Origin of the sequence: uncultured Apibacter sp. (genome assembly GCF_946479295.1) — a bacterium.
In the GTDB taxonomy this organism is placed as follows: Bacteria; Bacteroidota; Bacteroidia; order Flavobacteriales; family Weeksellaceae; genus Apibacter.
This window is the reverse complement of sequence record NZ_CAMLFD010000005.1, coordinates 72,336-92,485: the sequence shown is the minus strand read 5'-3', so window position 1 is coordinate 92,485 and position 20,150 is coordinate 72,336. Positions and strand designations below refer to the sequence as shown.

Sequence of the window (20,150 nt, the reverse complement as noted above, 5' to 3'; positions counted from 1 at the left end):
TATATAACTTTAGTATATATGCGCCTTTTAATTTATTTTCCTTTTAATGCTCCATTTACACCGAATAATTCATCAATCCATTGATCAAAATACCCTGCTCTGTAAGCAAAATCCAAAATTGTATATCTGCTGCGTATTTTATGTGCTCTATAAAAACTGTCTCTAAGCCTTTTTCGTGTAATTCCGATTTCTTCCGGTTCAACAGGTGCTCCCACTGCTGCTAAGCGCTTTTTAGTTTCTTCAAAAGGAATGACTTGCGCTCTAAGTTTTCCTTTTAATTGATTCCAATTATTTTTTATTTTATTAAGTTGTTCTCTTAATTCTTCTTTTGTAACGTATTTATCTGTAGTTTGGGCAATTGCAAAAGGATGTATTTCTGTTCCTGCAAACATTTCATCTATCTCTTTTAACTGCGCTTCTAAGGTTGGCCATTTTTCAACCGCGGCATCTATATTTAACTGATCTATGGATTCTTTTAGCATAACTTCATACAATGCGGTAATTGCTAAAGTACCTATTCCTACTTTAAATCCATGAGACGGTGCCTGTTCATCTTGATTGGGATATAGACCGAATTTTTTTGCCATTTCTCCTTTGAAAGTATGATGTTCCATATCCCAAAGATGGCTAAACTGATGTTCTGATCCAGATGCAGGACGGCTTACTCCTGCTCCCCAAGATTCCATGGATTGCATTGCAAATCCCCCTAACATTAAACCTTCTGTTAGTAATTCAATTGCCTTAGGATTACCTTTTTTTGCTCCTGTAGGGTCTTGTAAGGCTTCGGCTAAACCGTCTTGAACGATATTCCATGCACTAGTCATAGGTTCTATCCCTTTTTTTGGATGATTAGGATCGGCTAATTCAGCTGCTAATATCCAATCAGCTCCCGATATAACTTTAGCATATAAATCTGCATAACCGGAAGCTGTCATTAAAGGTGGAGCTGCTGCAATTATATCTATATCAGCAACTAAGGCTCTGGGAGCTTCACAGGCATGGGTAATTTTTGCTCCTTTGTTTGTTATGGAAGCTCCGGCGGATGAATACCCATCCATAGAGGCTGCTGTTGCAACACACATATAGGGACGTTTTAACTCAGAGCTTGCTCTTTTGGTCAGATCATTGATAACACCGGAACCTACCGCTATTGGGGTAACATCTTTATCTTTCAGATAATCTCTGATTTGCTCAACAAAAATATAATCTGCATACAAGTTAGGGTCATCTAAAATGTAAGGTTCTTCCCCTTCTAAACCTGCACTTTTTATTGCTTCATGAACTTTTTTTCCTGCTACTCTGTAGGTATTTGGATCTGCTATAATTATCGCTTTTTTTCCGGGGAATTGTTCTTTAAATATTTGTGGAACTTTACTGAGTATATTAGATTCGATTTCAAGAAATTTCGTTTCTTTTGCTTGTTTTAAAGCCGATTTTATACTTTCTTTAGACATTTTTTTAGTTTTTTGTGGTTGATAATTTGTTGGTCTTTATGTAATTTAAAGCTTTTTTGAGTCTTCTATAAATTTAGCTAATCCTATATCTGTTAATGGATGTTTTAGCAAATCAAGTATAGGTGCTAAAGGAGAGGTAATAACATCTGCTCCAATTTTTGCACAATTAATTATATGCATTGAGGATCTGATCGATGCGGCTAAGATTTGCGTACTATATCCATAGTTATCATAGATCTCTCTGATTTCTGAAATTAAATTCAACCCATCTGTAGAGGTATCATCCAGTCTTCCTATAAAGGGAGATACATAGGTTGCTCCTGCTTTAGCGGCTAATAGTGCCTGCCCCGGTGAAAATACTAGAGTACAGTTTGTTTTAATTCCTTTACTTGAAAAATATTTAATGGCTCGGATTCCATCGTATATCATCGGAACTTTCACCGTTATTTGTTTATCAATTTCAGCTAATTCTTTACCTTCTTTGATAATACCTTCATAATCTGTGGATAAAACTTCTGCACTTACATCTCCATCTACAATTTCGCATATAGCTTTGTAATGAGCATATATACTATTCTTTCCGGTAATTCCGACTTTCGCCATAATGGAAGGATTAGTGGTTACTCCATCAAGAATTCCAAGATCTTGAGCCTTCTTGATTTGCTCTAAATCTGCTGTATCAATGAAAAATTTCATTTTTATTTATTTTTTAATGATTTTGTAATTATATTGAATATTTTAAAACGAACTTTTTATTAATCTATTAATTAAAGTAGGGCTTAACTATTACATAAAGGGCTGCAGCTATTAATCCTCCAACTATAGGTGCAATGGAAGCGTAAATTATCCCATATCCCCAATCACTGCTTCCTTTTCCTTTGATAGGTAACAGTTGATGAACTAATCTTGGCATAAGGTCTCTAGCCGGATTTAAAGACCATCCTGTAACCCCTCCATAGGCCATACCAATAGCAAAAATCATAAATCCTGCAGGCAAAGCTCCTAGTGAACCGAATCCGACCATAGAATGTGTAAATTGCGGAATACCTGTAGTATTTTCAATAATTTCTCCCCCATGGTTTGAACTCATTGAAAGCCCTATAAATACTAAAAAGAATGTACCAATAGCTTCCGCAGCAAAATTTTGAATTGAATTATTTTTTCTAATAGATGCATTAGTAGCAAAAACACCGAGTATCTTAGAAGAATCACCGGAAGTAGCTGAAATATGCCCTTTATATACGAATGAAACTAAAAGAGCTCCAAGAAAACATCCTATAAATTGCGCGGTAATGTAAGGGAGGACAAATTTTTGATCTAATACACCTGCCGCCCATTGTGCTAGTGTTACAGCCGGATTAAACTGACCGCCGGTATCAAATGGAGATGAAATTATTACTGACATAGCTACTGCAAATCCCCAGCCCAATGGCCCACTCAATGCTGCTTTGTTTCCCTCTCCATAGGTTTTATCTAAGTTAAGGTTCATACTGATACCACATCCTAAGGCAATTAATGAAAAAGAGCCTAATAACTCTCCTATAAATTTTGTTATTACTACTGTATCCATAATCTTTAATTTTATTTAGTTTTGATTTTTATTTATTTTAATGAACTTTATGTTTTTAAAGATTTAAAACGTAACAAATGTATTTACTAAATCGAAACTAAACAACAATAAAACAAATTTTTTTTTCATAAAAATTAAAATAATTTTGTTATGAAATCCCTAAATCATTCACAAAACAATATACAAAATACTGAATTTAAAGTATTTACATATTTATTTATAGTATTTTCATTAACGAAACTGAATCTTTCTTTACTTTCTGATAATTTAAATATTTTCGTAAATTTGACATTTATAAAGTAGATATAATTATTTTACCCAATGTTATTACATGCCCAATGAAGAATAACAATATTAATAATATAAGACAACAGGAAATTCTAGAAGAATTAAATTTTAATCATTATGTATCTGTAACTGATTTATGTAAGAAATTAAATGTTTCAGCAGTTACGATTAGAAAAGATTTGACTCATCTTGAAAAAATAGGAAAATTATACAGGACTCACGGAGGAGCTACGAGAGAATCTTTTATTGTAAAGGAAAGACATGTTAATAAAAAAGAAACCTTACAAGTTGAAGAAAAATCAAAAATAGCTAAAGCCGCACTCAATTTTATTGAAGATAATGATTTTATAACTATTTCTTCTGGAACTACCACACAAATGGTTGCCCAGGTTATTGATAATAATTATACTAAATTAACCATCCTCACTTCTTCATTGAAATCTGCCATGTTATTATATGGTAATCCCAATTTTGATGTAATACAATTGGGGGGAGATGTAAGAACTAAATCAGGCTCGGTTATGGGACCTTATGCTGAATTGATGATTAGTAATTATTCTTGCAGTAAACTATTTATAGGTGGTGACGGAGTTGATTTTGATTTTGGGCTTTCTACTTCCAGTACTATGGAAGCTAAAATGAATCAACTCATGATACAAAATTCTGAAAAAGTTATCGTTTTAGCTGATTCTACTAAAATAAGCAAAAGAGGTTTCGGTAAAATAACCGACCTGGATAAAATTCATGTTTTAATTACTGATCAAGGTATTAATAATAGAGATGTTGAAAAATTTGAAGATTTAGGTATAGAAGTCGTAATTGCTAAATAAATTATCTTAAAAACTAATTTTCCAATTAACTTGAATTTTTAAATGTATACATTCGATGAAACATTATTTTTTGTTTCAGCTAATTTTTTAACTTTTAATTTTATGCCTATTTAATGTATATCATTTTATTTAGATACATATATCTCTAAATTAATTAACAATTAAGTCTTTTTATTTAAAAATTACTGAATTCATATTTCTAAGAAAAAAACTTAAAATGCTACTTAAAATGAATTTTATGCAGCATTAAACTTACTTATATTTGAGTAATTTGAAAAAAATGTTTTTTCTTCTTTTATTTTAGAATTAAAAGAAATTAATCTAATTTAATTATAATAACTTCTATAAAGTAATTGCATAAAATTACCAATCAGAATTATTAATATTATCTCATCGAAAAAATAAAAAATTATCTAAGATTAGCTAGTTCATTTAGCGATTCTTTTAAAATATTCATGTTATTTATAGCCTCCGGAAATCCTGCATAAACAGTCATCATCAGCATAAAAATTTTAATTTCATTCTCTGTAACTCCCATGTTTAAAGCTCCGTTTATATGAAACTTTAACTCCTATAGTGCATTTCCTTAGGTAGCGAATGCCACAATAGTGGCAATTTGTCTAAACTTCTTTTCTAAACCATTTCGTGAATAAATATCAATGTATTCATATTCTAAGATAAATTGTGAAAATTCAGGAGAAAAATCACGATAGGATTTTTTCATTCGCTGCATCTGCAATCTATCTAGCTGTGAAAGTGTTTCTACGCGTTTTGAATATTTATCTATTACATCTGCTTCTTGGTTTACCTTTTCCTCTAAATCATTAATACCATTTTCTTTTCGCTTAATTAAAACTTCCTTCAATCCATTCATTGCATTAATAGATTTTTGAAATCCTCTATGTACAGACATTTACAATATTGTTTCTTTTACATCTGTTATAGAACTGCCGGTATTTATGCACCGTTTAGACGAACCTTTAATTGTGAGATTGCTCCTGAAGTGATAGGTGAAAATACCGATGTAATTTCTTTTGAATTGTTATCTAAATATTTTACACAATATACATCTCAGAGCGAATATTCGACAAGAAATCGGGCTAATTCCGTTTAGATTATGTTTGATTTAGATTAACAACCGTTTTGTTTCGATTAAGTGGATGTCCAATAAATATATGTTTAGCTGTAGTTCCTATTACATTTTTGCAATATGAATTTATTTATTTTATCTGTACATGCAATTTTTCATAAAACAAATCAATGGATTAGAATATATCTTTTACAGCTTTTAGAACAATTCCAATTATGAATTTGCTTAGGATTTACAAAAAATATTTCATCTGTTTGGATTGAGTATCCTCAAGATTGATCACATATAAGCCAGTACCTTCTGTAAAACAGACTAATGAAAAAAAGAATGTCAATGTGCCCATTCGATTTCAGGATCTTCCATTTTGTCAAATTTTCCTGCATAACAGGAAATATGTTGCAAGGTCAAAGATAATATATCAGATATGGAGTATTCCTTTACTTTAAGATAAAATTATAAAAATATGGATAATCGATAAAGTTATTTCATTAATTATCTAAAACTCATTAGTTGGTTATATTGGATCTTCTCACTCGCTTACTAGGATATATACATCCGTTAATGTAAGAGAAATATAAACCTAGTCATATTTCATTTTCGTTCTTCAATAATTATATTTTGAAATTTTGTTTATAAATTATAAGCTTATCTTTCTTAATTAACGATTTAATTAGCGCTATCTTCTCGCATTATCTTCATAGTAAAATTGAGTTATCTGAATCTTTAATTTCGTAATTCCCAATTTTTTCTCTACGAAGTTTTGTAAGATATCCACCTACTCCTAATTTCTGACCAAAATCATGAGCTAAAGATCTTATATAGGTTCCTTTACTGCAATGAACTACAAATTCAACATAAGGAATTTTAACCTTTGTTATTTTAAAATCATAAATTGATATTTCTCGGGAGGGTATTTCAACCGCTAGTCCTTTTCTTGCAAATTCGTATAATCTTTTACCTTCTTTTTTTAATGCAGAATATACAGGAGGTTTTTGAATAATTGTATCACCAATAAAATATTTTGTTGCTTCTTCAATATCTTTTACCTGTAAATGACTAAGTTCTTTATGATTAATTTCTTCTGTTTCCGTATCATAGGATGGCGTTTCGACTCCTAATTTTATTTCTCCTGAATATTGTTTTGATGCATCTTGAATTTGTTGAATTTGTTTGGTAGCTTTACCTACACATACAATGAGCAAGCCTGTTGCTTTAGGATCTAATGTACCCGCATGACCTACTTTAATTTTTATTAAATTAAAATTTCTCTTTATTTTCCACTTAATTTTATTTACAACATCAAAAGAAGTCCAATCCAACGGCTTATCTATTAAATATATTTTTCCTTCTTGTATATCTTCTAAATTCATTGTTTCTTTTATTAAAAAGCAAATATAATCAACAAATAATATCCAGTTTAGAATATTGAAAATTATTGTAAATTTGCAAAAAGCAAATCAACCTTGTTGCTTCTATTGATGAATAATAGAAGAGGAAAGTCCGGACACCATAGGATATCACAGCGGGTAACGCCCGTCCATTGTAAAATGAGGACTAGTGCAACAGAAAGGAAGTACAGTTCGGCTGTAGTGAAATCAGGTAAACTCTGTGAGGTGCAATGCTATGTATACCGGATTTATAAGGGCTATCCGTCCGATGCCGGGGGGTAAGCAGATTGAAATAAGGAGTAATTCTTATTCTAGATAAATAACAAGGCTTTTCAATATTGAGAATGACAAAATCCGGCTTATTGATTTGCTTTTTTATATATAAAAATTTCACTACTTTTATCCTATCCATTCATTTACATGTACACCCATCCCTATACGTATAGCCTTTGCTGATATGGTAAATGTTTCTGTAAATGAAGACCTTCCTATACCTAATGAATCAAGTTTTTCTTTATATTTCACTACATATCCAGCTGTGAAATTTAACTCTTTAAATGGAACATTTGAATTTCTTTTCACAAAGACAATTTTTCCATCTTTTTTCTCACAACTGTCTGTCATCCATTCAAAAAATCCAGTTTCATTGGTGGATTTAAGAGTTACTTCTATTCTACCACCTCTGATTTGTGCAGAGGGTCTTCCTGTAGGGTCTGTTTCTTGTGCTAATGAATAATTTACATTTATAATATTATATTTTCTCCCTGCTACCTCTAATCGTGCTCTAAATGACATAATAATTATTTTTTAGTGTTTTTTTTTAAATTCGACAAATTTACGTATTTGCTTATACATATTATTTGATGAATCGTTAAATGCTTGTTAAATTACATATTCTATTATAGGTTGACTTAACTACTTAATTTATAATATGCTTTTTTATAAAAAGACATTTTATTAGTTTATATTTTATAACAATAAAAAAAGAGATATTCATGATATCTCTTTTTTTTGATTTATTCTTCCTGATTATTTTTCAATTAAAACATTTCCTGTCATTTCCTTAGGAATCGGTAATCCCATTAGAGTTAAAATTGTGGGTGCTATATCTCCTAATTTACCTTGTTTTAAGTTATATTTTTCATTATCAACTACAATTAATGGAACTAAATTAGTTGTATGTTGGGTGTTTGGAGATCCATCTTCATTTTTCATCTTATCAGAATTACCATGATCAGCTATAATTAAAGTCGTATAACCGTTCTCTAAGGCTGCTTTACATATTTCTCCTGCACATTCATCAACTACTTCAGCTGCTTTGACTGCTGCTTCAAATACACCTGTATGTCCAACCATATCGGCATTTGCGAAGTTAAGACATACAAAATCAACTTCTTTCTTTTTTAATTCCGGTATAATTGAGTCTTTAATATCATAGGCTGCCATTTGAGGCTTTAAGTCATAAGTAGGAACGTCTTTTGGAGAAGGAGCTAAAATTCTTTTTTCGTTTTCAAATACTTTTTCCTCTCCTCCGGAAAAAAAGAATGTCACATGCGGATATTTTTCGGTTTCAGCAATTCTTATTTGTTTCATTGCTGCATTTGCTATGACTTCACCTATTGTATTTTTAATCGTGTCCTCTTTGAATATAACATGTATATTTTCAAACGTTTCATCATATTCAGTCATCGTTACAAAGTATAAATCTAATTTTTTAATTCCAACTTCCGGATGATCATGTTGAGATAAAACATCAACAATTTCTCTCGGTCTATCGGTACGAAAATTAAAGCATATAACAACATCACCTTCTTGGATTTTTGCCACAGGTTTATTATTCTCTGTTACAACGATGGGCATTAAAAATTCATCCGTAATTCCATCTTCATAGGATTGTTGTATCGCTTGTAACGGATTCTCTGTTCTATTCCCCTCTGCATTTACCATAACGTCATAAGCTATTTTTACCCTTTCCCAACGTTTATCTCTATCCATTGCGTAATATCTTCCTACAATAGATGCTAATTTTGCATTATTATCTTTACAAAAATCAATAGTATCTTTTATAAAGCCTTTTCCACTCTGTGGATCGCAATCTCTTCCATCTGTAAATGCATGTACAAAAACATTAGGTACATTAGATGAATTGGCTGCTTCTACTAATGATTTTAAATGGCTAATATGTGAATGTACACCACCATTGGAAACCAAACCAATAAAATGTACGGGTTTATTATTACTTTTAGCGTATTCAAAAGCTTTTTTTAATTCTTCTTCATTACCTAAGGTTTCATTTTCAACGGCTAGATTTATTTTCGTCAAATTTTGATAAACAACTCTTCCGGCACCTAAATTCATATGTCCTACTTCAGAATTTCCCATTTGTCCTTTAGGTAAACCTACATCCAACCCATAGGTTACCAAGGTTGTATTAGAATATTTCTGGAAACAGCTATCCATAAAAGGAGTATGAGCATGGTCAATTGCTGATACAGATTTATCCGTAGCTATTCCCCAGCCGTCTAAAATCATTAAGATTACTTTTTTATTCATAATTTATTTTTTGGTAAAATTAATTTATTTTTATATGTTATTTTAATTTTAAAGTTATTGAATATTTATGATTTTTATTGTTTTTTTAATATAACATTTATTATACAAAAAAAGACTTGTCTACTCAAGTCTTTTTTATATACTACTAGATTATTATTCAAAATTTATTCAACCGTTACAGATTTTGCTAAATTTCTAGGTTGATCTACATTTACACCCCTTAATACAGCAATATAATAAGCTAAGAGTTGTAATGGTATCACAGTTAAAATCGGAGTAAAACATTCTGAAACATCCGGAATTTCAATTGATTCAGTAACCATTTCTTTAACTGCGGTATCTCCTTGTGTGACAATGGCAATAACTTTACCCTTTCTTGAATTGATTTCTTGAATATTACTTACAATTTTATCATAATATCCTTTTTTAGGTGCGATAACCACTACCGGCATATTTTCGTCAATTAAAGCAATTGGACCATGCTTCATTTCTGCTGCCGGGTATCCCTCTGCATGTATATACGATATTTCTTTTAATTTCAACGCTCCTTCTAATGCAATAGGATAATTATATCCCCTTCCTAGATATAAGAAATTTCCAGCACCGGCATATAATTCAGCAATTTTTTTAATTTGATCTTCTGTATTTTTTATTACTTCAGATACTCTCTCCGGTATTGTTTCAAGCTCCAAAATTAGACTATTAAATCGCTCTTTACTTATGGTTCCTTTGTGTTTTGCCAATTTAAGTGCAATCATAGCTAAAAGTGCAAGTTGGGCAGTAAATGCTTTAGTAGATGCTACTCCAATTTCCGGTCCTGCATGTGTATAGGAACCAGCGTCTGTTAAACGCGCAATGGAAGAATCAATAACATTACATATACCATAAATAAAAGCTCCTTTTTCTTTTGCTAATTTCAAAGCTGCAATCGAATCTGCTGTTTCTCCGGATTGCGAAATTGCAATAACGATATCTTTATCTGTAATGATAGGATTTCTATATCTAAATTCCGAAGCATATTCAACCTCTACCGGTATTCTTGCCAAATCTTCAATAAGATATTCTCCTACTAAACCGGCATGCCAAGAAGTACCGCAAGAAATAATTATAATTCTTTCTGCATTTAAAAATTTTTCTTGATAATCCCATATCCCAGCCATTTGGATAATATCTTCATCTACTAAAAGTCTTCCACGCATTGTATCCATAATAGATCGAGGCTGCTCATGTATTTCTTTTAGCATGAAATGTTCATAACCTCCTTTTTCTATTTTTTCTAAGCTTGTTTTTAATTCATGTATTTGAGGATTAACTTTCGAATTATCCTTAATTTTATAAACATCTATTCCTTTAAGAGTTATGGTTGCCATTTCGCCATCTTCAAGATAAACTACTTCATTGGTAAATTCAATAAAAGGAGAAGCATCAGATGCTATAAAATATTCATTTTCACCTATACCTATCGCTAACGGACTACTTAAGCGAGCAACAACAATTTCTTGTGGCTGATCTACTTCCATTACAGCTATTGAATAAGCCCCTACCACTTCATTTAATGCATACCTAACAGCCGTAGATAAATCTAACTTTTGAGAGTCTTGCATATATTGTATTAAGTTCACTAATACTTCGGTATCTGTTTCACTTTTAAAAGTATATCCTTTGGAAGTAAGCATTATTTTCAAAGTTCCGTAATTTTCAATAATACCATTATGTATTATTGCAATTTTTCCGTTATTTGATATATGAGGATGTGCATTAATATCACTGGGTACACCATGAGTAGCCCATCTTGTATGACCGATTCCTACAGTTGCTTCAGAATTTAAATCTTTACATTTTGCTATTAAATCAGATACTGAACCTTTGGTTTTTCTTAGTTTAAAAGTACCATTTTCATTTAAAACTATTCCAGCACTATCATATCCTCTGTATTCTAACCTTTTTAAACCGTTTAATATAATTGGATAGGCTATTTTATATCCGATATATCCAGTTATTCCACACATACTTTAATATTTTTAATATTTTTAATATTTATTATTTATAAGAAATATATACTTTAATTTTTAGTATATAATATTTCAAGTCTTAACTTTTTATCTCCTGAATTTTTATTTCCATAAAACGTTAAGCGAAACGGCTCATAAGCTCTAGTTGTCCTAGTATATCCTAAATATTGATTGCTATTTGTTGAACGGGAAATGAAATTACCCATTTCAACTAATATTTCATCATTAGGCTTATTTTTTTCAACAATATCTTTAACCTGCTTGGTAATATTAAGCGTGTAATATTGAGGATTAGAGTCAAAATCGTACTTTGGATTGAAGAAGTAGCCAGCTATAGCAGAATAATAAGTCAGATCAGGCAAAAACTTTTTTTGAGTATAATTATAACCATAAATATAATCCGGTTTGGATGAAACATTTTCCGTAAGATAAAATTTTAATTTTGCTCCTGTTATAGCCCAATTATGATTTTGTATAGAATCTCTGATCGCCTCTAATTGTGAGTCGTTTAATTTTATATGAATAGATGGTCCCCCCATACCTTGCAAAAATAATACTGATTCTCCATTTTGCTTATCCGGATTATTCATTTGTTCCTTAAATTGAGAACTAGCTGAATTACGATGGTAAAAATTATATTCTCCTACCACAGAGTTATATGCTGAATTCATTGAAAATGAATATGTCGCAGTGGTATAACTATCTGATGGGTTCTCTTTATATTTATAGTAAGCTACCAGAGTCATTTTATTAACAGGGAAGTTAAACATAAATTTTGAATTTTCATCAATAGGGTGTATTTTTATCCCTTTAAAATACTGAATAAATCTGGAATTATCACTTATATCGGCGCTTCCTTTTTTACCAAAGAAGTGTTCCTTGAAATAATCGGGATCTAGCTTAATTCTATAACCTGCCGTCGTAGGCTCTGTAATAACCGTTCCCTCACTTGTTCTTACTGAAATACTAGTTAAGGAATCACCGAGTACCGCAGTTCCCAATTTATCGCCTATATCAATTGTTTTACTTGAATAGAACTTTGATGAGGTTGACTCTAAAAAGGTATTTATTCTATTTACATCCACTGCCATAGCGTTACCGGATTTACCTAAAAAAGATGCTAATGTATATTTTTTAACATATTTGATGGTATCTATTCCACTTGAACTTCCGGGGTTTAGAACGATTTTTCTTTCTTTGTAGGAATATGCATTAAATGATGGATTAATGCTTAATATAACAGAATCTACTTTCTGAATTTTACCTTTTATTTCATCAGAAACACTTAACCGTACTTGTATCGCAAAAGATGCTTTGGATTTTCCAAAAGTATTATCTTCATAGACACCTATTAAACCACTACCCAAAGTGTTGTAATCAGCTCTAATGGTATCGTTATTATAAACATTATAAGCTACTAAATCTACGAATGTATTTCGCCCTTCTAATTTCCCTGGGATAAGGTCTGCTCCCACATCTGTGGTATCATTTTCACAACTTAATAAAATAAATGCAGGCAGTAAGGATAAAAAAAATAACTTTATCTTTGATTTAAGTATTTTCATATTTGTTTTACTCTTGGATCTTTATTTCACTTGTAACGTGATAAATTTCTTTGACATCTTCGTTTTGAATAAAATTAAATTTAGGATTATTCAATTGCTTGAACATATCTTCCAATTCGTCAATTAAAACTTCTTCACCTTTTACAATAGTATCCGAATCTTTCATAGCTTCTTTAATAATACTAACATATTTATTATCAATTAAATATTTTAATTTGCTAGTATTAATATTATCAAATTCCAAAATATCTTTAAGGTTACTACTAAATGTCCCGTTACTTCCTTGATTATAAACAGATGTAATAACTTTTATATCACTAAAGAATGCATCATTAGCATAATTAGTTTTTAAATAAATTGGTAAAAAGCTTGCCATCCATCCATGTAAATGAATAATATCAGGTATCCAATTTAATTTTTTTATAGTTTCTAAAACGCCTTTTGTAAAAAAAACAGCTCGTTCATCATTATCTTCAAACCACTCATCGGTTTCATCTTTATACGGCGATTTTCTTTTAAAATATTCATGATTTTCTATAAAATACACTTGCATCCTTTCTCCAGGAAGTGAGGCAACTTTAATAACTAAAGGTTGATCAAGATCATTTATAATCAAATTCATACCTGATAACCTGATCACCTCATGAAGCTGGAATCTTCTTTCATTTATTTGCCCAAATCTAGGCATAAAGATTCTAACATCATTTCCTTGTGCAAACATTTGTTTGGCTAAATTGTAAACTCCTGATGAAATTGGATTTTCGTCAAAATACGGTACTAATTCAGAAGTAACATGAAGTATTCTTTTTGAACTCATTATAAATTGAAGGCTGATTATAATTTAACAAAGTTACAAAAAATTAATCAAACTGTAGTAAGTTTGCATTTTAAACCCTGACATTTGTCACAAAAAGCTAAAATATGTTAATATTAAAAACCAGAAATGAGTTATTTGATTTTATCCAATACATTAACGCTAAAAATTTATCCCTAGGGTTTGTTCCAACTATGGGAGCTTTGCACGACGGGCATCTATCTCTTTTTAAAAGAGCTATTGAGGATAATCAATATACAATAGGAAGTATTTTTGTAAATCCTACACAATTTGACAATCAAAATGATTTGTTAAAATATCCTAGAACTGTCGAAGATGATATAAATAAGTTAAAAAGCGTAGGTTGTGACGCTGTATATCTACCAGGAGTTGAGGATTTATATCCTAATGGTTTGGAGTGTGATACAATAGCCATGAATGGTTTGGATTTAGTTATGGAAGGAGAGTTTAGACCGGGGCACTTCCAAGGAATGGCAACAGTTGTCAAACGTTTATTATTGCAAATAAATCCTACCAGAGCTTATTTTGGTGAAAAAGATTTCCAACAATTACAAATTATACGACATATGGTTCGTGCTTTAAAATTACCAGTTGAAATTGTTGGTATGCCTATTATTCGTGAATCAAGCGGATTAGCAATGAGCTCTCGTAATATGAGACTTACTCCTGATTTTAAGAAAAAATCCATATTTATTTATCAATCTTTATTAAAAGCTAAAGAATTATCTTCTCACTATACTCCTCAAAAGGTAGTTTCAAAAATTGAGAAAATGTATTTAAATACAGATTTAAAGCTGGAATATTTTACAATTGTTAATGAAGAAACACTATTAACAGCAAATACATTTGACGACTGCAAAAATTATAGAGCTTTTATTGCTGTATTTGCAGGAGATATCCGATTAATTGATAATCTCCAAATACGCTAAAATTATTTTTTTTTTATTGTTATAATTAATTTCAACTTAATTATCTTATATTGAATTAAATAACCAATTAAAATTAGTGTTAACATATTATTTTTTTAGATATTATTTTAGGGAATATAATACCATATAAATATGTAATTTGATTTATGAATAAAAAATTTAAAAGTATATTAACAATTTTCGTTTCTATATTAATTGCTGGTATATTAATGTTTTTAGTTTCAAAAAGTTTAGGTGGAGATTTCATTGAAAAAACTGTATTAACTGCTAAAAAAGCTGATTATTTTTGGATAAGCGTTGCGGCCTTTTTCGGATTAGGGGCCTATTGGATTAGAGCTATTAGATGGAATTTACTTTTAGAGCCAATGGGCTATAAGATTAAAAATTCGAATGCTTTATGGGCTCTTTCCTTTGGATATTTTTTAAATTTAGGAATTCCTAGAATGGGAGAAATTGGTAGAGCAACCGCATTACAAAGTGTTGAGAAAGTACCATTCACTAATTCATTTGGCACTATAGTAACTGAACGAATTATTGATCTTGTCTTTATGATATTTTTTATTCTTTTAGCATTGTTGTTTAATTATTCTACTCTATTATCATTTTTTGATCTATTAGGTAAAAACGAACCCCATGAAGTTGAAAAAAATTATACTTTCTACTACGTATTTATAGGTATAATTATTCTTTGCGGTATTTTACTCTATCTATTTAGAAAAAAATTACTAAAATTATCAATAACTAAAAAAATATTTTCTTTTTTAAATGGTATTTGGAATGGTTTACTTTCTGTTTTCAAATTAAAACAAAGAATGAAATTCATCCTTTTATCTTTTGGAATTTGGATATGCTATTTTTTTGCTTCGTATCTTGTGGTCTTTGCACTCCCTGAGACTTCTTCAATACCTTTACAAACTGGCTTTTATATATTAGCTGTTGGAACTTTAGGAATGCTTGTTCCTGCATCCGGTGGAATTGGCGCATTTCATCTTGCTATGATGCTAGGTTTTTCAGCTTTATATTTACAGTATGGAAAGTCTACTGATGAGGGTAAAGAAATAGGTTATTCATATGCAATTCTTGCTCACAGCTTACAAATGGTATTGATGATTATTATGGGATTACTTTCAGTGATAATGCTCGCTAGAAATAAAGAAAAAATATGAGAGTAAACTAATATATTTTAAAACTGTTCTCTTAATTAAAATATTTATTGCTTATAAAATAGAAAAAGCTGTTCAAATGAACAGCTTTTATTATGCTTGATATAGAAACTATATATTTTTGTTAGTTTGAAAACAAGATAATTCTTAACTTTCTGAATCACTATCCGCAGATGCAGCTTTAACATTTCTTGAAGTTTTCACTGCTGCAATTACTGTATTTGCCGGATGCAATATTTGAAAATCTTTTAGTTCAACTTTAGACACTTCAAATTTATTTCCTACATCTAAAGAAGTTACATCTATCACGATTTCATCAGGTAAATTTGCAGGAAGTGCTTTTACTCTAAGTTTTCTTAAGTTAACACGTAAAACTCCACCTCTTACAACTCCTTTTGATCTACCGGTAATTACTACAGGCACCTCCATAGTAACAAATTTTTCTGGATTAATTTGATAAAAATCAGCATGTATAATTTTATCTGTTACCGGATGGAATTGTAAATCTTGTAAAATAGCTTCAATTTTCTCTCCATCTATTTCTAAAGTAACTGTGTGTGCTTCAGGAGTATAAACTAAATTAGTAAAACTTCTTTCTTTAGTTGAAAAATGGATTACATTTTTTTCTCCATAAACAACACAAGGAACTTTTTCAGCATTACGTAAGGCTTTTGATGAATTCTTGCCTACGCTTTCTCTTTTTTCTCCTTGAATTGTAATTGATTTCATATAATATTACATTATAAATTTTTTGCTTATTGATTCTCTGTTGTGTACTAAGTTCATCACTTCTCCAAACAAAGGAGCGCAAGATAGTACTTTTATTTTACTTACGAAAGTATTTTTTAACGGAATTGAATCTGTTACAATCACTTCCTCCAATTTAGAATCATTTATTCGATCATATGCAGCTCCTGAAAAAATTGCATGAGTTGCCATTGCTCGAACACTGGTAGCTCCAGCATCCATGAGTATATCAGCCGCCTTTGTTAAAGTCCCCGCAGTGTCAATCATATCGTCAACTAAAATCACATTTCTCCCCTTTACGTCTCCAATCAACGTCATAAAATCAACATTATTAGCTTTTTTTCTCTCCTTATAGCAAATAACTACGTCAGCATCTAAATACCCAGCATAAGATCTCGCCCTTTTTGCCCCCCCCATATCAGGAGAAGCAATAGTTAAGTTTTCTAATTTTAATGACTTAACATAATTTATAAATATTGCGGAAGCAAATAAATGATCAACCGGAATTTCAAAGAATCCTTGAATTTGATCTGCGTGTAAATCCATTGTCATAACACGCGTTGCTCCAGCAGCAGTTAATAAATTAGCTACCAATTTTGCTCCTATAGGAACACGAGGTTTATCTTTTCTGTCTTGACGAGCCAAACCAAAATAGGGAATTACTGCTGTGATTTTATCTGCAGATGCTCTTTTAGCGGCATCTATCATCAACAACATTTCCATTAAATTATCCGCTGGTGGAAAAGTAGAGCCTATAATAAAAACTCTGGATCCTCTTACAGATTCTTCTAAACAAGGTTGGTATTCACCATCACTAAAATCAAAGAAACTCATTTTTCCTAAAGGCATTCCATAACTTTGTGATATTTTTTCTGCTAAAGAAACACTTTCTCTAGTCGAGAAAATATGGACTGGTTGAATCATTTATATGTGTTAAAAAAAATTTTCTGAAAACGAGTATTGCAAATTTATGATTTTTTTACTCACTCTATAAAAAAAACTGAACAAAAATTTGTTCAGTTTTTTACGCAAAAGCTTTATCTTTAAGGAAACTTAACTGACTGATATATATTTGGATTTACCAACGGAAGATTAGAACCATACTTTTGATTTATAGCTTTTATAAATTCATTAGCTATAAAAGCATATCCTCTTCCTGTGGGATGAATGCCGTCCAATGAAAAAAATCCCCCTGTTATAAATTGATTGGTATAATTTACTCCATCATAAATAACCCCGTCTTTAGTTTTTAATTGGCTAACCAATGATTGAATATTTGTATAGGCTAAATTATACTGTTTCGCAAGATTTTCAATTATATGGTTATATGCTTTTATTGCTTCCCTAATATTAATAATCTCTTTATCGGTTAATACATACTGATCTTCAATCGGTTTTGATGTTCCACCTCCAGCTTTTAAGATTAAAGATACGGACAAAAGGAACAAATCCCCTGAGTTAGACATTCTTATGGAAGGAAGTCTCATACTATCCAAATTTGTAAGATCCTTATCAATAATTACCGCCCCATTAGCTTGACCTTCCACAAAAATTATTTTTCGAGCAGTCAATTCCTCTGCGGAAATAATATGATTGGCTTTTGCCTGATCTAAACCGTCATTATAACTTTTATAAGATGCATTTAATTTTTTTATTTGCTCTAAAGTAAATTGATTGGCTTTAAATGGTTTTGGGGTAATTTTATTAAAATATGGAAAATCAGTAATATCTGGTAAATTAGCCACCACTCCCTTTGCAGATTTCGAAACTAAGGTTTCAATTAGTTTGGTATACACATTTTGGAAAGTTGAAATATCTGTAATAACATTAGAGCCATCACCCCCTGAAGTAGCATAACCTAAAACATCATTGATTCCGATCCATAAAGAAAAGAATGTTGGATCTTGAGCTATTGCATCTTCTAAAGCTGTTGAATTTGGATTAGATGCAAAACGCACAAAATAAGGATTTGCCTTTTTTGAGAATAAATTCAATGGATTTCCATAACCGGCTGCCGTCAAATGAAAAGATTTAGCACCCGGTATACCCATATTTTGATAAAAACTTTGTGAATAGATATTTGTCAAAGTAGTTGTTCCTTCTCCCGGAGAAGTTATTGGTGTAAGAGAACCTTCAGAAACTACCAATATTTTTTTATTATCCACCTTTGCTTCAGATATTCCTCCTAAATCATCAGCCATATAAGGACTCCTAAAATCCCCCCCTCCTATTCGCTTCATTTGTTCTGCAACAATTAAAGGAAATGATTCGTTTTGTCCGGAAATATAAAGTGCATTATCTCTAAATCCTGAAGTAAATGAGCCTCCCAAAGCTACATATCTGGAAAAGTCTGCCTCACCTGAACTAAATTTAGTATCTAAATCTTCACTAAAATCATTATTACAGGAAAGAATAAAATTAAATAATCCAAATAAAATAATTATTATATATTTTCTCATAGTTAACAGTTAAAAAGGATTCCATGATAGTCCTAAACCAAACATAAAACTGTTGAGCTTGACATCTCCTTTGAAATTATAAAATTTATTTACCACCTTTCTCGAATTACCGACATAATACATTCCTGTCATATCAAGCATTAATTTGTTATCTAAGAATTTATATCCCACCCCTCCTGTAATGGCATTATTATCTGTACTAGGCATTTCCGGACTCCAATAATCTTTACTAATCGGCGAAGGATCATAATAATATCCCAATCGAAGATCTAACTTATCGGTTACAGAATATTCCGTACCAATTCTAAATGTGTGAGTAGTATGCAAATTTTTAGGTGAGGATGATATGGTTGGATCGTTGGGATCATTGCCTACTTTATTTTGATGAAAATTTAATGTCAGCGCCTTATATTTATTCCAGCCGGAAATATTTAAATCACTAGAAATAGACCATTGAGGCAAAAGTCTATACGTTATTCCTAACGTAAATTCTGAAGCTAACGGTAATTTTGCATCAAACCTATCATTTTCTGTTGGAAATGATTCACTTCCTACCAATGAAGGAGGAATTTTAAATCGGGCTTTACCGTTTACAGCATCTATATCTATATTGGATCTATAGGCGATACTTATGTCTAAATCTTTAATTGGTTTTACATACACCCCCAAATTATATCCATTACCCGTTGCATTTTTATCTAGTAATTTTATTTTTCCGTCAACTGAAGATATTGCTTTTTGTAAGTTTACACTGCCTACAGCATAGATATATCCTGCACCTACACTTACCCAGTCAGCTAAACGATATGCTATTGTAGGTTGAAAAAAATAAGACCTCAAGGTAATTTTAGTTATTAAATCTTTTCCGGCCCAATCTTGCCCCCAATCAATTCCACTGCCGAAAGGGGTAGTTAAACTAAACGCAACAGATAGCTTATCCGTTGCTTTATATGCAACATTAAAAAATGATGGTGTACTAACAGGGTTGTCAGTTTTTGTCTTATATAATGTAGGTTTATTTTGAAAATCGGCATTCCCAAATACCATAAAAGTGCCCGCTGTAAAACTTAATTTCGAAGGAATAAACGATATTCCTGCCGGGTTAAAAAAAGTTATACTTGCATCTCTAGTATGAGCACTAGTATGAGCCATAGCAACTTGTCTGGCTCCTTGAAGAGAAATTCTGAATCCTCCACCTTGCATTATAATAGACATCAGAATAAAGAACATTAAAACTACTTTTCTAGTCATAAATATCATTTCATTA

19 protein-coding genes and 1 other RNA gene are annotated in these 20,150 nt (G+C 31.0%); 5 read left to right on the top strand and 15 right to left on the bottom strand.

Annotated features, from left to right (window positions below; translation table 11 throughout):
- Nucleotides 1-32 precede the first annotated feature (32 nt).
- The 3 genes from Q0T35_RS05385 to Q0T35_RS05375 form a co-directional block, all read right to left on the bottom strand.
- The gene (locus Q0T35_RS05385; protein WP_293916559.1) at nt 33-1,454 is read right to left on the bottom strand and encodes a sn-glycerol-1-phosphate dehydrogenase; all 1,422 of its coding nucleotides are present in this window, start codon (nt 1,452-1,454) and stop codon (nt 33-35) included.
- A 45-nt stretch (nt 1,455-1,499) separates the two neighbouring features.
- On the bottom strand, nt 1,500-2,150 hold the full coding sequence (gene fsa / locus Q0T35_RS05380) for a fructose-6-phosphate aldolase (protein ID WP_293916557.1): 651 nt from the start codon (nt 2,148-2,150) through the stop codon (nt 1,500-1,502).
- A 67-nt stretch (nt 2,151-2,217) separates the two neighbouring features.
- Nucleotides 2,218-3,024 (bottom strand): MIP/aquaporin family protein, encoded by an 807-nt coding sequence (locus Q0T35_RS05375; RefSeq protein WP_295841264.1) that lies wholly within the window; start codon nt 3,022-3,024, stop codon nt 2,218-2,220.
- 338 nt (nt 3,025-3,362) lie between these two features.
- Here Q0T35_RS05375 and Q0T35_RS05370 point away from each other — a divergent pair, with 338 nt between their 5' ends.
- Complete coding sequence (locus Q0T35_RS05370; protein ID WP_293918617.1) at nt 3,363-4,142, top strand: DeoR/GlpR family DNA-binding transcription regulator; 780 nt, start codon at nt 3,363-3,365, stop codon at nt 4,140-4,142.
- Between the two features lie 409 nt (nt 4,143-4,551).
- Here Q0T35_RS05370 and Q0T35_RS05365 read toward each other — a convergent pair whose 3' ends face one another.
- On the bottom strand, nt 4,552-4,698 hold the full coding sequence (locus Q0T35_RS05365; protein WP_295810604.1) for a carboxymuconolactone decarboxylase family protein: 147 nt from the start codon (nt 4,696-4,698) through the stop codon (nt 4,552-4,554).
- Between the two features lie 30 nt (nt 4,699-4,728).
- Nucleotides 4,729-5,055 carry a hypothetical protein gene (locus tag Q0T35_RS05360; protein WP_295841262.1) on the bottom strand — a complete coding sequence of 109 codons (327 nt, stop codon included), beginning with the start codon at nt 5,053-5,055 and terminating at the stop codon, nt 4,729-4,731.
- Here Q0T35_RS05360 and Q0T35_RS05355 point away from each other — a divergent pair.
- Nucleotides 5,044-5,256: a hypothetical protein gene (locus Q0T35_RS05355; RefSeq protein ID WP_295841260.1), complete on the top strand. Its 213-nt coding sequence runs from the start codon at nt 5,044-5,046 to the stop codon at nt 5,254-5,256. The two genes, Q0T35_RS05360 and Q0T35_RS05355, sit on opposite strands and share 12 nt — an antisense overlap.
- A 671-nt stretch (nt 5,257-5,927) precedes the next feature.
- Here the strand turns inward: Q0T35_RS05355 and truB are convergent.
- Nucleotides 5,928-6,602 carry a tRNA pseudouridine(55) synthase TruB gene (gene truB, locus Q0T35_RS05350; RefSeq protein ID WP_295841258.1) on the bottom strand — a complete coding sequence of 225 codons (675 nt, stop codon included), beginning with the start codon at nt 6,600-6,602 and terminating at the stop codon, nt 5,928-5,930.
- 79 nt (nt 6,603-6,681) lie between these two features.
- Here truB and rnpB point away from each other — a divergent pair.
- Nucleotides 6,682-6,998: RNase P RNA component class A (rnpB, locus tag Q0T35_RS05345), an RNA gene on the top strand.
- A gap of 21 nt (nt 6,999-7,019) precedes the next feature.
- On the opposite strand, the gene tssD is transcribed toward rnpB, so the two are convergent.
- From tssD to Q0T35_RS05320, 5 genes are all read right to left on the bottom strand, one after another.
- Complete coding sequence (gene tssD, locus Q0T35_RS05340; RefSeq protein WP_293918610.1) at nt 7,020-7,415, bottom strand: type VI secretion system tube protein TssD; 396 nt, start codon at nt 7,413-7,415, stop codon at nt 7,020-7,022.
- 234 nt (nt 7,416-7,649) lie between these two features.
- Nucleotides 7,650-9,173 (bottom strand): 2,3-bisphosphoglycerate-independent phosphoglycerate mutase, encoded by a 1,524-nt coding sequence (gpmI, locus tag Q0T35_RS05335; protein WP_295841257.1) that lies wholly within the window; start codon nt 9,171-9,173, stop codon nt 7,650-7,652.
- A gap of 164 nt (nt 9,174-9,337) precedes the next feature.
- A complete protein-coding gene (gene glmS / locus Q0T35_RS05330) occupies nt 9,338-11,182 on the bottom strand; it encodes a glutamine--fructose-6-phosphate transaminase (isomerizing) (RefSeq protein ID WP_293918608.1) in 1,845 nt (614 codons plus the stop codon).
- A 53-nt stretch (nt 11,183-11,235) separates the two neighbouring features.
- Nucleotides 11,236-12,750 (bottom strand): DUF4270 family protein, encoded by a 1,515-nt coding sequence (locus Q0T35_RS05325; RefSeq protein ID WP_295841256.1) that lies wholly within the window; start codon nt 12,748-12,750, stop codon nt 11,236-11,238.
- Between the two features lie 7 nt (nt 12,751-12,757).
- Nucleotides 12,758-13,567: a glycogen/starch synthase gene (locus Q0T35_RS05320; RefSeq protein ID WP_293918606.1), complete on the bottom strand. Its 810-nt coding sequence runs from the start codon at nt 13,565-13,567 to the stop codon at nt 12,758-12,760.
- A gap of 104 nt (nt 13,568-13,671) precedes the next feature.
- Between Q0T35_RS05320 and panC the strand changes: the two genes are divergently transcribed.
- Both panC and Q0T35_RS05310 read left to right on the top strand, forming a co-directional pair.
- Nucleotides 13,672-14,514 (top strand): pantoate--beta-alanine ligase, encoded by an 843-nt coding sequence (gene panC, locus Q0T35_RS05315; protein ID WP_293918605.1) that lies wholly within the window; start codon nt 13,672-13,674, stop codon nt 14,512-14,514.
- A gap of 146 nt (nt 14,515-14,660) precedes the next feature.
- The gene (locus Q0T35_RS05310; RefSeq protein WP_293918604.1) at nt 14,661-15,680 is read left to right on the top strand and encodes a lysylphosphatidylglycerol synthase transmembrane domain-containing protein; all 1,020 of its coding nucleotides are present in this window, start codon (nt 14,661-14,663) and stop codon (nt 15,678-15,680) included.
- Between the two features lie 144 nt (nt 15,681-15,824).
- On the opposite strand, the gene Q0T35_RS05305 is transcribed toward Q0T35_RS05310, so the two are convergent.
- From Q0T35_RS05305 to Q0T35_RS05290, 4 genes are all read right to left on the bottom strand, one after another.
- Nucleotides 15,825-16,406: a 50S ribosomal protein L25/general stress protein Ctc gene (locus Q0T35_RS05305; protein WP_293918602.1), complete on the bottom strand. Its 582-nt coding sequence runs from the start codon at nt 16,404-16,406 to the stop codon at nt 15,825-15,827.
- Between the two features lie 6 nt (nt 16,407-16,412).
- Entirely contained in the window at nt 16,413-17,348 is a 936-nt protein-coding gene (locus Q0T35_RS05300; protein ID WP_293918601.1) for a ribose-phosphate pyrophosphokinase, read from the bottom strand.
- A gap of 119 nt (nt 17,349-17,467) precedes the next feature.
- Entirely contained in the window at nt 17,468-18,883 is a 1,416-nt protein-coding gene (locus tag Q0T35_RS05295) for a G-D-S-L family lipolytic protein (protein WP_295841254.1), read from the bottom strand.
- 9 nt (nt 18,884-18,892) lie between these two features.
- Nucleotides 18,893-20,134: an outer membrane protein transport protein gene (locus Q0T35_RS05290; RefSeq protein WP_295841253.1), complete on the bottom strand. Its 1,242-nt coding sequence runs from the start codon at nt 20,132-20,134 to the stop codon at nt 18,893-18,895.
- Nucleotides 20,135-20,150 lie beyond the last annotated feature (16 nt).